We start from the raw sequence: 14,016 nt of genomic DNA, 5'->3' as shown, positions 1-14,016 counted from the left end.
AATACAGTCAAATATTGACTGTATGATTATAAGAGCAATTAAGTCAGTGGGCGGGTTATCATAAATTAAAGGAAACAAGGCAATGCAACAATTGAATCCAGCGGAAATCAGTAACCTGATTAAGCAGCGTATTCAAGACCTTGATGCGGGTGCAACTGCAAAGAATGAAGGCACGATTGTCAAAGTATCTGACGGTATCGTGCAGATTCATGGTCTTGAAGATGCCATGTACGGCGAAATGATTGAGTTTGAAGGCGAAATCTACGGAATGGCTCTAAACTTAGAGCGTGATTCTGTTGGCGCGGTAGTACTTGGTGATTACCTAAAGCTGCAAGAAGGTCAAAAAGCCTATTGTACTGGTCGTATTCTTGAAGTACCAGTAGGTCCTGAGCTGTTAGGCCGTGTTGTTGATGCTTTGGGTAATCCTATTGATGGCAAAGGTCCTATCGATGCCAAGATGACTGATAAAGTCGAAAAGATCGCTCCAGGCGTTATCGACCGTCAATCAGTAGATCAACCAGTAATGACTGGTTATAAAGCCGTTGATACCATGATTCCAATCGGTCGTGGTCAGCGTGAGCTTATCATTGGTGACCGTCAGACTGGTAAAACAGCGATGGCTATCGATGCGATCATCGCACAGAAAGCTTCAGGCATTAAATGTGTATACGTGGCTATCGGACAGAAACGTTCGACGATCGCTAACGTCGTACGTAAGCTTGAGCAAACTGGCGCACTAGAATATACCACTGTTGTGGTTGCTTCAGCATCAGAGCCTGCAGCACTTCAGTATATCGCACCGTACTCAGGTTGTACGATGGGCGAATACTTCCGTGACCGCGGCGAAGATGCACTGATTGTATTTGATGATTTATCAAAGCAAGCAGTCGCTTATCGTCAGATTTCACTACTATTACGTCGTCCGCCAGGTCGTGAAGCTTATCCTGGTGACGTATTCTATTTACACTCACGCCTACTTGAGCGTGCATCACGTGTAAATGCTGATTATGTAGAAAAGTTCACTAACGGTGAAGTGAAAGGTAAAACTGGTTCTCTAACCGCACTACCAATCATTGAAACACAAGCTGGTGACGTATCTGCATTCGTACCAACCAACGTTATTTCGATCACTGATGGTCAGATCTTCCTAGAGTCTAGCTTATTCGCCTCAGGTATCCGTCCAGCAGTAAACGCTGGTATCTCGGTATCTCGTGTTGGTGGTGCTGCTCAGACTAAGATCATCAAAAAGCTATCTGGTGGTATTCGTACCGCTCTAGCTCAGTATCGTGAACTAGCAGCATTCGCTCAGTTCGCATCAGATCTTGATGATGCAACTCGCGAGCAGCTTGATCATGGTGAGCGTGTGACTGAATTGATGAAGCAGAAGCAGTATCAGCCGATGTCAATCTCTGAGCAAGCAGCCGTTATCTATGCTTCGAACGAAGGCTTCTTAGCTGACGTACCTGTCGAAAAGATTGGTTCTTTCGAAGAAGCGTACCTACGTTATATGCATGATGAGCAAAGTGAATTGATGCGTGAGATTGATGACACTGCGAACTACAATGATGATATCGCAGGTCGTTTAAAGTCATCTCTAGAGACCTTTAAACAAAATCACAGTTATTAATTTAACGGGTTAAGCCGAATTGGTTATAACTGTAGCTTAGAGCTGATAAAGTGGCGCGTTGTCTGACCAGATATTTGCGCCACTGTTTTAACCATTACCGGTATTAGATCGCGTAATGCCACAAGATATAAAATGTTATTCTGTAGGATTGATGTTGTATATCAAACGATTGTCGCATGCGCCAATGCTTTTTAACCCTCTTATATTGGAATCATTATGGCAAGCTTAAAAGAGATACGTGCCAAAGTCACCAGTATTAAAAGCACCCAGAAAATTACTCGTGCTATGCAAATGGTAGCGGCAAGTAAAATGCGCCGTGCGCAAGAGCGCATGGACGTGGGTCGCCCGTATGCTGATAGTATGCGCCGGGTTATTTCACATTTGGTGCATGCCTCATCAGACTATAAACATCCGTATATGGTATCGCGTCCAGTCAATAAGGTTGGCTATATTGTCATTACCTCTGACCGTGGCCTAGCGGGTGGTTTGAATATTAACTTATTCAAAGCCCTAACTAAAAGTATCCAAGATTATCAAGATCAGTCTGTACAAGCTGAGTTTGCAGTCATCGGTGCCAAAGGTGTGAGTTTTTTCAAAAACTTTGGTGGTAAAGTTACATCGGCTGTGACCGATTATGGCGATAAACCAACGTTTGAACAATTAAATGCACCGGTTCAAGCGATGCTTGAAGACTATAGTAACGGCAATATTGACCGTATCTATGTGGTCTACAACCGATTCGTCAATGCGATGACTCAAAAACCAACAGTCAATCAGTTGGTTCCTCTACCAGAGCAGTCATTCGATGATGAAGACAGTGGTCTACAGACAGAACTTAGCTGGGATTATATCTACGAGCCTGACATCAAGACGTTAATTGATGAATTGCTTGGTCGCTATATTGAGTCGATTGTTTATCAAGCGGTAATGGAAAACATTGCCTCTGAGCAATCTTCACGTATGGTTGCGATGAAAGCGGCAACAGATAATGCTGGTGACCTTATTAACGATTTACAGTTGGTTTATAACAAGCTGCGTCAAGCGGCGATTACCCGAGAAATCTCGGAAATCGTTGGCGGTGCTGCTGCTGTTTCATAATTGACTACACCTATATATAGAAGTTCAAGGAGAACGCAATGAGTAGCGGTCGTATTGTACAGATTATTGGCGCGGTTCTTGACGTTGAGTTCAACCGTAATGAAGTTCCTCAAATTTTTGATGCCTTGCAAGTAGACGGTACCGAAACTACCCTAGAAGTACAGCAACAGCTAGGTGATGGTATCGTACGTACTATTGCAATGGGTTCAACCGAAGGTTTAAAGCGTAACCTACCTGTTACTAATACTGGCGCACCTATCTCTGTGCCTGTAGGTACTGGTACGCTAGGTCGCATCATGGATGTTCTTGGTCGTCCTATCGATGAAGAAGGTCCTGTTGTTGCTGACGAAAAATGGTCTATCCACCGTGAAGCGCCAAGCTACGCGGATCAGTCAAACAGCACTGAGCTACTAGAGACTGGTATTAAAGTTATCGATCTACTTTGCCCGTTCGCTAAAGGTGGTAAAGTTGGTCTGTTTGGCGGTGCTGGTGTTGGTAAAACCGTTAACATGATGGAGCTGATCAACAACATCGCTCTAAAACATGAAGGTTTGTCAGTATTTGCTGGTGTTGGTGAGCGTACTCGTGAAGGTAACGATTTCTATCACGAAATGCAGGAAGCTGGCGTTGTAAACACTGAAGACTTCAGTAAGTCTAAAGTAGCAATGGTATATGGCCAGATGAATGAGCCACCGGGTAACCGTTTACGTGTTGCACTGTCTGGTTTGACCATGGCTGAGTACTTCCGTGATACCAAAGATCCTGTTACTGGCAAAGGTCGTGACGTACTATTGTTTGTTGATAACATCTACCGTTATACACTAGCGGGTACAGAAGTATCAGCACTACTTGGTCGTATGCCGTCAGCGGTTGGTTATCAGCCAACACTAGCTGAAGAGATGGGCTTACTACAAGAACGTATTACGTCAACTCAGTCAGGCTCTATTACTTCAGTTCAAGCGGTATACGTACCTGCGGATGATTTGACCGATCCATCACCTGCTACAACGTTTGCTCACTTGGATGCAACAGTTGTACTAAGCCGTGATATCGCATCACAAGGTATCTATCCTGCGGTTGATCCATTGGATTCAACATCACGTCAGTTAGATCCACAAGTAATCGGTGAAGATCATTACAATGTTGCTCGTGGTGTTCAGGAAGTTCTACAGCGTTATAAAGAGCTTAAAGACATCATCGCTATCTTGGGTATGGATGAGTTATCAGAAGAAGATAAACTGGTTGTTTATCGTGCTCGTAAGATCCAGCGCTTCTTGTCTCAGCCATTCCACGTAGCCGAAGTCTTCACTGGTGCACCTGGTAAATACGTACCACTACGCGATACCATTGCTAGCTTTAAAGCAATCATCGCTGGTGAATACGATGACCTACCAGAGCAGGCGTTCTACATGGCTGGTAGCATCGATGAAGTAGTCGCTAAAGCTGAAAAAATGAAGTCTAAGTCAGCGTAAGTTATATGAGCATAAGCTAACGAGTAGATATAATATAAACCTTGTGTCTACTCTTCAGTAACGCATCGCAGTTTTACTGTTTTTTGATCGCGCTTTGATGGTAAGGAATTAAGTATGGCAACGTTACAATGTCGCGTCGTAAGTGCTCGTGAAGAGTTGTATTCAGGCGAAATTAGCATGTTAATAGCTACTGGTACCGAAGGCGAGATTGGTGTATTGCCAGGTCACACACCGCTTATTACTTTGCTAAAGCCAGGTGCAATGCGAGTGCAAACACCAAACGGTGAAGAAGAAGTAATTTACGTCTCAGGTGGTGTACTAGAAGTACAGCCTAAGATGGTTACGGTATTGGCTGATACAGCTATGCGTGCACACAATCTTGACGAAAGCAAAATCGTCGAAGCACGTAAAAAAGCTGAGCAAATGTTAGTTAACCAGTCTGATACGCTACAAACCAATGCGGCTTTGGCCTCACTTGCAGAGTCTGTAGGACAATTACAGACTATTCGTAAGTACAAAAACCGCGCGTAATTTATTACTGATAGCTCTAGCTAATAATTTAGAGTTGTCGCTAGAAATAATGATAAAAAGACAGTCCATTATATGGGCTGTTTTTTTTATGCCTATTCATTATGAAATTAACGGTTCTGCATTGAATACACATGATTATCACTTGGATAATATTTGTGGCAGTTCACTCTATTCTCAGGAAAAATCTTTTATTATCAATGAATCATCGCCTATTGGAGTTTTCTTAAAAAGACACTGGCGACAACGGTAATATATGGTTATATTAGACATAACGTATTATAAGCAACGAGCAGTAATTGTACGCGATAACGTTGGCTCGATGATTTGTGTAATTAGCAAACGATAGATAATACAAATTGCGATGTAGTAACGAAGTAATTGACGTAATTTCTGGACGCAAACTAAAGTTTTGATAGGGGTAGTTTATAGGTTTTGTTACCGACTATCAGCTATAGTATAGGAAGCTGATAATTTAATAGTATACTGTGCTACCAAGTTTGTAACAGCTATACGAACATCAATTGTGCCACTATATGGTGCTATTAATTTTACCGCTCTTACTTTTACTGCTTTTAAATTAGATGTATTAGAGGATATAACAATGACAACGAATGAAGAAGACAACACCCCCCGAATCTTGATTGTTGAAGATGATGAGCGTCTGGCCATGCTGACTCAAGATTACTTGGTCAAGAATGGTTTAGAAGTGGCAATTGAAACTGATGGTAATCGTGCTATTCGCCGTATCGTCAATGAGCAGCCAGATATGGTTGTACTTGATGTTATGCTACCTGGTAGCGATGGTTTGACCGTATGCCGTGAAGTGCGTCCGCATTATCAAAATCCAATTTTGATGTTGACTGCACGTACTGAAGACATGGATCAGGTATTGGGTCTTGAGATGGGTGCTGACGACTATGTTGCCAAGCCTGCTCAGCCACGTGTATTGCTTGCCCGTATTCGTGCGCTACTGCGCCGCTCAGAAAATGCACCATCAGAAGACGTGCCACAACGTCTAGAGTTTGGTGAATTGGTTATTGATAACGGTGGTCGTTCAGTTAACCTAGGTGATGAGTTGGTTGATTTCACCAGTGCTGAATATGATCTACTATGGTTACTTGCTTCTAATGCAGGTCGTATTCTATCTCGCGAAGATATCTTTGAGCGTCTACGCGGTATTGAGTATGATGGTCAAGATCGTTCAATTGACGTACGTATCTCACGTATTCGTCCAAAAATCGGTGATGATCCAGAAAATCCAAAGCGTATTAAGACCGTACGTAGTAAAGGCTATCTATTCGTAAAAGAAGGCAACTAATATTGTTGCTTCTATAGGTTGATTAATTATTAATCACTATTCGAAAAAACCAGCAACGATGCTGGTTTTTTTGTGGCTAAATTCTAATTTTTAAACTTAAATGCAGTGTTATGTGGTTTAATTAACTCATTATTATAGACGCTGACTAAATATATGTCATACATATAAGTCTTTGGATGATTGCTGCATATGAATTAAAATGCGGTAATTAAAAGTCTATCTCTATTCGATCATGCTCGATATCATCAAACACATAGCACTATCTATATGTTTGATGATATTAGCAATCTCTATTTATTAAGTTGGTCACGGCACGTATGTCATTAGTCTCTTCTTTAAAACACAGTATTTTTGTTCGTATCTATGCTGGGCTACTTATAGTCTGCTTATGTGTGGCACTGTTTGCGCAGTTATTGATGGATACCATCAATAAGGAGCGTGTCCAGTCCTATCGTGAAAATATGGCAAAGGGCGTGTTTCATTTGGTGAGTGAAGGCATCTCTCACCAAAATAGCGAAGAAGAGCGTGAATATTGGTTATCAGATGCGAGTAGTTTGTTTGGTACTACTTTTAAAGTCTTGCCTATTGATGAAGTAGATTTTAGCGCCAGTGAGCTACGCCGTTTTAAAAATGATAATACCGTTGTACGTTATTTCAACCAGCCTGTATATGCAGATGTTTATTATCGCTTGCCGGATAATAAGAGTGTATTAACAGCGAGAATCTCACAGGTTACCGAGCAGCAAGTACGGGCAATCGCGGTATTTCTGTTAGATGATTTGTCTTATCACATGACACTATCGGACAAGCGCGCACGTTTGGCTGAATTGGAGAAAAAGTTTTCTTTTCCTTTAGCGTTTAAAGCAGTTAATACGCTTGAGTTAGATTCAGATCAGATGGCTCGTCTGCGTCGTGACGAAGTCGTCATATCACTGCAAGATACTAACAGTAGTACGAGTAACTCTGCTATTAGGGTAATAGTACCCTCTGAAATCAATGATATGGCAATTTTAATTGGGCCTATACCGTTATTTAACTGGTTCCCGCTTAACTTAATTATTAGTATGATTCTTATCAGTATGTTCCTAATTAGCTTAGGTGTATATGCGCTCATCTTCCCGCTTGAACGTAAGCTACAATTGATTCAGGTAGGTGTGAATGAGGTCAGTCAAGGTAACCTTGATATTCAAGTACAGGTTATTGGTCAAGATGAAATAGCGCGTTTGTCAGCGACTTTTAATGCCATGACCTCGCATATTAAGCGTTTGATTGAATCACAGCGCGAGCTTACCCGAGCGGTCTCACATGAGCTTCGTACGCCAGTGGCTCGTATTCGATTTGCCGTAGATATGCTTGCTGATACAGATGACGAAGACTCACGTTTTATGCAGCGTGATTATATTGATGAAGATATTGAATCGCTTAATGGTTTGATTGATGAGATTTTGACCTATGCTAAGCTTGAGGAAGGGTCACCAAAGTTAGATTTAGAACCAGTAAACTTAAGAGAGCTGTTAGAGCAGATCGAGCGCGAAACCAATGCGCTAGGTAAACCTATCAAAATAGTAACCAGTCTGCCAAATGCAAAAGTAACAGCAGTGGCAGATAGACGCTACTTACACCGTGTGATTCAGAATCTTGCAGGTAATGCGTTACGCTATGCAGAAACGACTATTATCATTAGTGCAGGTGTCAAAAAAGGCAATGCCTTCGTCAGTGTTGAAGATGATGGACATGGTATTCCTGAAGCAGATCGCGAAAAAGTATTCATTCCATTCTCACGCTTAGATGATAGCCGTACACGCGCGTCAGGTGGCTATGGTCTAGGCTTGTCTATTGTATCGCGTATTGCATTTTGGTTTAATGGTAGTATGAAAGTAGATGAGAGTCGTGAGTTAGGCGGTGCAAGGTTTGTGATGACATGGCCTATGAAACCATTGACGCAAATTCTTGCTGCTGATGAATTGACGCAAGAGAAAAGCGAGCGCGACTTCGATACTAAGTTGTCAGATTAGCCCAAGTTATAGGGCTAAGCTATAAGAGCAAGCTATCAGACTAAATCATCAGACTAAATCATCAGACTAAATCATCAGACTACGCCATAATTTTTAGTCATGATGCTAAAGACAATCAGCGTCATCTTAATGGTATAACAGGATACAGCTTTATAGCTGGGTGCGGCGCTTGTCGCTATTTTTAAGACAGTTGGACAATGTCATAGGAGGGCATAGGATGCCATATTTATTTGGTGGCTTGGTAGTATTGAATGCGATTACGCTAGGCTATTATTTATTCTTAAAACAGCCATCAACGACCCGAACACTACAAACAGCTCAGGCTGAAATTACCCAGCCACTAGCTTTTACTAACAGTGCTGAGTATATTCCGCCGGCTATTGGTAGCAAAGACTAGCGTTGACCTCTTTGCTTATTCAGATTAAAGTTTCATCACTATTTTGAATTTGGTACCGTATTGTCTACCTCAGATACCTCTTCTACTTCAGCCGCTAACGTAGTATCTCCAGCGACTTTAGAGAGTAGGGGAATGCGTACGCATACTTGTAGCCCACCTTCAGGGTGGTTAATGGCTTCAACAGTACCGTGATGTAATCGTGCAATACGATCAACAATTGCAAGACCTAGTCCGCTACCTTGAGTAGTCCGTGCCGTCTCTCCACGTTCAAACGGTTGCATAATTCGCTCTAATTGATCGTCAGCGACACCATCACCGCAATCTCGTACACAAATCACTAGCTGTTCTTGAGCTTCTTTGTTCACTACATTTTCGCTGACCACATCCGTATCTTCGTCTTCGACAGTTTCTATAAATGTCGGTACAACCGTCGCCGATAAATAAATTGGTGGCTTTCCATAACGATTGGCATTATTGACCAAGTTGATAATCAGACGCTTGATGGATAATGGACGTACGGGAACAACCTTGTCGCATTCTGACTCATATACAAACTTCATTGGCGCAAACTGCACCATGATTTCGTTAAATATAGTGTCTAGATTGGTCAAGCTGACTGGCTCATCAGAACCATCTTTCATAAATGAGATGAACTGCTCCAAAATGGCATCCATATCTTCAATATCGTAAATCAGCCCTTCACGGAAAAAATCATCTGGTAGCATTTCTGCGGTCAAGCGCATACGTGTCAACGGCGTCCGCAAATCGTGTGAGATGCCGGCAAGCATGATTGTTCGCTCTTTTTGAGCTTGGTTCAATGTCGTAAACAGTCGGTTAAACGCCATATTAACTTGACGTATTTCTGTGGGACCTTTCTGAGTGGGCAGTGTGGTTGCATGACCGAGACGAATATAGTTAGTAGCTGCCCGCTGTAGGTAGCGTAGCGGGCGATTTAACTGACGGGCTAATAGAATAATCGTTAGTAGCGATAGGATAGGCAGTCCGATCAAAAATAGCACCAGTAACGTCGGGCTATATTGTGAATAGTAAACCACAGGCTCACGCACCCAAAAACTATCATCACGGCTGTCTTGTACCCATAGCTGAGGTGTTGGCTTAAATTTAAAATAGACCTCTACAGGGCGGCCGAGCTGTGCACCGATTTCACGTTGTAATACATCCGTAAAAAAGCTCACGAATGGCTTGTCAGCGACTTCTGGAAAGTCGCTTGGGTTATTCACCACGACGACATGAGAGTGCTGGTAAATCCATTGACGTACTTCGGGACGACCTTGCCAGTCTTTATTGACGCTATTGATCAGCTGTAATTCACTCGTTAAATAACGCGCATGGTTTTTTAACTCTGGCAGATACAGACTGCGCCAAAAGAACAAAATCGATAAGCTCACACTGATAAGCACGATAAAGGCAACCATCAAGGTCGTTAGCCAAGTGTTGGAATAAGAGCGTGGCAGCCAACCTTTACGACGCGGCTTTGGGTTCGGAGAGATCATATGTGTCCAACAGAGTAAAAGAAAAGTTAGCGTGATATAGCGTGTAGCTCTTTAATTGCGATTGCCTTAAAGCTAGTCCGTGCATCAATCTATAGCGGTATATCATAGAATAGCATAATCAATAAATAGTACTGATACAGTATGCAATCGACGAGCGAGCCAAACAGTTATTGGAATAGATATAAAGTTAAGCTTAAGGATAAATGTATTTAGCAATCATCTATTTTTCAGAGAGAGCGACAGTAATCTATAGAATCTAAAGAAAAACTTTAAAAATAAGCCATTATTATCAGTTATATTTTACTTAGGTCGACATTTAAGCTATTGTTAATAAATAATTAAATATGCACAGTTTATGTTTTCAACAAATAAAGACTGTGATATAATTATGCCCTTTTTGGTATACCTGCGAAAGAGAGAATTCACATGGTTGTTATTCGTTTAGCACGGGGCGGTGCCAAGAAACGCCCATTTTATCAAGTAGTTGTTGCTGATCAACGCCGCGCGCGTGACGGTCGCTATATTGAAAACATCGGCTTTTTTAACCCACTCGCTAAAGAGTCTGAAGAAGCAGTACGCCTAAACATGGAAGCGTACAATGCGTGGATCGCAAAAGGTGCACAACCTTCAGATCGCGTTGCTTCATTAGCAAAAGCTTACAACAAGTCTGCAGCTCAAACTGAAGCAACTGCTTAAGTTTTGGTTGTTACTGAGACGTTCATAGCAAAACTATGACATGACTCAGTAGACTTTAGAATACATAGCGTAACTGGTCTGACCAGGGTGCGCCATTAACTGTTTATCGCTTTTGACGCAATTGTTTTTGCAATTGCTGTTTTAATCATTGTTAGGTTAGCTGCTATGTCATCTGTTCCAAACGCTAGTGCCCTTATGAAAATTGGTCAGCTTAAGAAGCCTTACGGCATTAAAGGCTGGCTTTGGGTATTCAGTGATACTGATGACCGTACAGCGATATTCGACATGAAGCCTTGGTGGATGAAAACTGCCACTGGCATGAAACCTTTGACTGTGAAGGCTTGGCGTGAGCAAGGAACAGGAATTGTGGCTCAATTTGAGCAGATTCCTGATCGTAATGTTGCTGAGACTATGAACGGTGTTACCGTTTGGGTCGAGCAAAACGTCCTACCTGAAACAGCTGAAGACGAATATTATTGGTCGGATTTGGTCAGTCTGCGCGTGATGAACGAGCAGGATGAGTATCTAGGTAATATCACTGAAATGTTTGAAACCGGTGCCCATGACATCATGCGTGTAACGGCAAATTCAGACAGTTTAGACAATGAAGAACGCCTGATTCCATGGCATAAGCAAACTGTGATAGAAGTCAATATGACTGAAAAAACAGTGCTTGTGGCATGGCCAAGTGATTACTAATAGCGTTTCTGGCTTTTTAGTCAGACATTATTAGTACTTACACCGATTGTTTTAGCCTTAACGCAAGTAGACATCAGATGTATTTTGCCGTAATTAGTATTTTTCCTGAGATGTTTGCCACGATTCGTGAGTTTGGAATCACGGGCCGAGCAGTGACTCAAGATCAAGTTACGATTGAATGCATTAATCCACGTGATTATACCACCGATAACTATCGCCGTATTGATGAGCGCCCTTATGGGGGTGGTCCTGGGATGGTGATGATGGCTGAGCCATTATCGAAAGCCATTGAGGATGCACGATTGCGTGCCAGTCAACATGGTTGTCGTGTCGATAGTGAGCACTGTCCGGTGATTTATATGTCACCGCAAGGACAGACGCTTAGTGAGAGTAGCGTAGTCAATATGACTGATTACGATGGCATGATTTTATTATGCGGTCGTTATGAAGGTATTGACGAGCGTTTACTATCACAATATGTCGATATGGAAGTATCGTTAGGTGACTACGTGTTAACTGGTGGCGAGTTGCCAGCAATGGTGCTGATGGATAGTGTGATACGTCGTCTGCCCGATATCATGGGTGATGACAAGTCAGCGGAGCAAGACTCTTTTGTCGATGGCTTGCTTGACTGTCCACACTATACTAAGCCGCATGAGTTTGCGGGTATGGCGGTTCCTGAGGTATTACTTTCAGGTCACCATGCCAATATCGCCAAGTGGCGTTTTAGTCAGCAAGTCAGTCGTACGCAAATGCGTCGTCCAGACTTATGGCAAGCGTTTACTCCAACGGTAGAGCAAGCGAAGTGGTTGAAAGCACTGGCCAAAGCAGATAAAAAGTAGATTTTTAAAATCTGACTTTATCGTTAGCAAGTTTAATAAACAGTTAAGAAACAGAATTTTGAGCAATAATAAAACGAGTCATAGCATAGTGGCCGTTGGTTATAACCCATTTACGTTGTGTCTCACTATAAAGAGATGCGATTAATTATTACAAACAGGTGATATGCGTCAAGCCTCTATTATCTAATGTGAGGAGATAACTCTCATGAGCAACAAGCATCCATTGGTTCAGGTCATCGAAAACGCTCAATTGCTTGAGCGCCCAAGCTTTGCACCCGGCGATACCGTTGTGGTACAAGTAAAAGTACGTGAAGGTGAGCGTGAGCGTTTACAGGCTTTTGAAGGCGTTGTAATTGCTAAGCGTAACCGCGGTTTAAACTCAGCGTTTACTGTACGTAAAATCTCAAGCGGCGTTGGCGTTGAGCGTGCATTCCAATTGCATTCACCAATCATCGATAGCATTGAAGTGAAACGTCGCGGTGCTGTTCGCCGTGCGAAACTGTACTACTTACGTGAGCGTTCTGGTAAATCAGCACGTATCCGCGAAAAACTTGCGCCACGTCCAGCTCAGAAAAAGACTGACGCTGGCGTACCTGATGCAGTTGATACTGCACCGGGTATCTAAGCACAAGTTTGCCGTCTTGAGTTGATTGTATTATTCTGGAATCGACTCAAAACAAGGTAATAGTAGATACAAGCCCTTATTCATAGGTTTATTTATAAATAAGCGGGCCATACCAAAAAAGACGAAACCCCAATCTATTCGAAAGCTAGATTGGGGTTTTTGTATGTATAGCATTAATAATTTGAGTTTTATCAGCTCTAATAGTACCAGTTATAAGCTAAAGTTTATTGAGCATCAAAGGTATCGATGCGGTTGACTTGCTCTTTGGACTTACTGTATTTGCGCAGTCTAATGTATAAAGTCTTGGTGACGGTCGCGATTAGCTTTTGCTGCTCATCAACGATGTCGACTTTATACTCACGAAATACTGCTTCGCCTTCTTTTGCCAACTCTTGAATAGTAATGATTTCAGAGCTAGGTATTTTCATGCGTGCTGTGACTTTGCTATTGCCAGGCGCAACAAAATCAATGTGCGAGCTTTTGTCCCACACCACATAATTGCTACCCAGTTGATGCATTAGCATAAGCATATAAAAAGGGTCAACCATCGAATATAAGCTACCACCGAACTGAGTACCGACGATATTTTTGTTTAGAGTGTTTAGTCCCATGCTTACCACACATAAACCCTGATCAAGACTGATATGATCGATTTTGATACCTGCGCCAATGTATGGTGCATAAGTATTAAGGCGCAGCTTTAATAAATGCGGTGTCAGCAATGGCATGATGCTTTGCTTGGCCCGACGTTTCAACGTCTCAAGGTTGGTAGGTAATACGCTCATAAACTTGTCCTGTTGCCTTTTCTCAATTTTTTGATTGTATCAATAATGCGGTTTTAAACAGTATCACTGAGAAATAAATCGATAAAAAGTATTTATCATAATTAAAAAGTACCCAACCCGCTAGCTCTAAAGCGTAACCGAAATGACATATTTATGCCCACTTACAAGTAACGATCGTTATTTATTATAACTATCTTTGCTATTCATCTATGTGATAAAAATCTACCTAGATGTAAACAATTATCAATAAAATGGTCGTTTATCCTAATTCAAAGTCTATAACAGAGAGATTTTTTACTCATGGTTTTCTATTAAGGTTAATTTCGTCTAAAATAGAAACTTTAGTTTATATATTATAATGAGATACATAGTATCTTTAAATGGTTTTAGGTTCGCA

13 protein-coding genes are annotated in these 14,016 nt (G+C 41.9%); 11 read left to right on the top strand and 2 right to left on the bottom strand.

Features of this window, described 5'->3' with window-relative positions:
• Positions 1-82 precede the first annotated feature (82 nt).
• The 7 genes from atpA (at position 83) to JMX63_RS10170 (ending at position 8,458) form a co-directional block, all read left to right on the top strand.
• Positions 83-1,627 (top strand): F0F1 ATP synthase subunit alpha, encoded by a 1,545-nt coding sequence (atpA, locus tag JMX63_RS10200; protein ID WP_057762002.1) that lies wholly within the window; start codon positions 83-85, stop codon positions 1,625-1,627.
• A 216-nt stretch (positions 1,628-1,843) separates the two neighbouring features.
• Positions 1,844-2,725 (top strand): F0F1 ATP synthase subunit gamma, encoded by an 882-nt coding sequence (gene atpG / locus JMX63_RS10195; RefSeq protein ID WP_160022091.1) that lies wholly within the window; start codon positions 1,844-1,846, stop codon positions 2,723-2,725.
• Between the two features lie 38 nt (positions 2,726-2,763).
• Positions 2,764-4,197 (top strand): F0F1 ATP synthase subunit beta, encoded by a 1,434-nt coding sequence (atpD, locus tag JMX63_RS10190; RefSeq protein WP_057761998.1) that lies wholly within the window; start codon positions 2,764-2,766, stop codon positions 4,195-4,197.
• A 114-nt stretch (positions 4,198-4,311) separates the two neighbouring features.
• Positions 4,312-4,728: a F0F1 ATP synthase subunit epsilon gene (locus tag JMX63_RS10185; protein WP_057761996.1), complete on the top strand. Its 417-nt coding sequence runs from the start codon at positions 4,312-4,314 to the stop codon at positions 4,726-4,728.
• 601 nt (positions 4,729-5,329) lie between these two features.
• Complete coding sequence (locus tag JMX63_RS10180) at positions 5,330-6,046, top strand: response regulator (RefSeq protein ID WP_057761994.1); 717 nt, start codon at positions 5,330-5,332, stop codon at positions 6,044-6,046.
• A 317-nt stretch (positions 6,047-6,363) separates the two neighbouring features.
• Positions 6,364-8,061, top strand: coding sequence for an ATP-binding protein (locus JMX63_RS10175; protein ID WP_201572245.1), 1,698 nt, complete (start codon positions 6,364-6,366; stop codon positions 8,059-8,061).
• Positions 8,062-8,278: 217 nt separating this feature from the next.
• A complete protein-coding gene (locus JMX63_RS10170; protein ID WP_201572244.1) occupies positions 8,279-8,458 on the top strand; it encodes a hypothetical protein in 180 nt (59 codons plus the stop codon).
• Between the two features lie 38 nt (positions 8,459-8,496).
• Here the strand turns inward: JMX63_RS10170 and JMX63_RS10165 are convergent, their stop codons facing one another.
• The gene (locus JMX63_RS10165) at positions 8,497-9,972 is read right to left on the bottom strand and encodes an ATP-binding protein (protein WP_201572243.1); all 1,476 of its coding nucleotides are present in this window, start codon (positions 9,970-9,972) and stop codon (positions 8,497-8,499) included.
• Positions 9,973-10,398: 426 nt separating this feature from the next.
• Between JMX63_RS10165 and rpsP the strand changes: the two genes are divergently transcribed.
• The 4 genes from rpsP to rplS all read left to right on the top strand — a co-directional run bounded on the left by rpsP (position 10,399) and on the right by rplS (position 12,834).
• Positions 10,399-10,668, top strand: coding sequence for a 30S ribosomal protein S16 (gene rpsP, locus JMX63_RS10160; protein ID WP_021812802.1), 270 nt, complete (start codon positions 10,399-10,401; stop codon positions 10,666-10,668).
• 165 nt (positions 10,669-10,833) lie between these two features.
• A complete protein-coding gene (gene rimM, locus JMX63_RS10155) occupies positions 10,834-11,367 on the top strand; it encodes a ribosome maturation factor RimM (protein WP_101205950.1) in 534 nt (177 codons plus the stop codon).
• Positions 11,368-11,444: 77 nt separating this feature from the next.
• Positions 11,445-12,209, top strand: coding sequence for a tRNA (guanosine(37)-N1)-methyltransferase TrmD (gene trmD, locus JMX63_RS10150; RefSeq protein ID WP_201572242.1), 765 nt, complete (start codon positions 11,445-11,447; stop codon positions 12,207-12,209).
• Between the two features lie 205 nt (positions 12,210-12,414).
• Positions 12,415-12,834, top strand: coding sequence for a 50S ribosomal protein L19 (gene rplS / locus JMX63_RS10145; protein ID WP_165598205.1), 420 nt, complete (start codon positions 12,415-12,417; stop codon positions 12,832-12,834).
• Between the two features lie 224 nt (positions 12,835-13,058).
• Here rplS and JMX63_RS10140 read toward each other — a convergent pair whose 3' ends face one another.
• Positions 13,059-13,619 carry a DUF4442 domain-containing protein gene (locus JMX63_RS10140; protein ID WP_201572241.1) on the bottom strand — a complete coding sequence of 187 codons (561 nt, stop codon included), beginning with the start codon at positions 13,617-13,619 and terminating at the stop codon, positions 13,059-13,061.
• Positions 13,620-14,016: the final 397 nt, after the last annotated feature.

The sequence above is a fragment of the Psychrobacter nivimaris genome, from assembly GCF_904846365.1.
Taxonomy (GTDB): domain Bacteria; phylum Pseudomonadota; class Gammaproteobacteria; order Pseudomonadales; family Moraxellaceae; genus Psychrobacter; species Psychrobacter nivimaris_B.
Note: the sequence above shows the minus strand (reverse complement) of the source record. Positions and strands in the feature narration are given on the sequence as shown.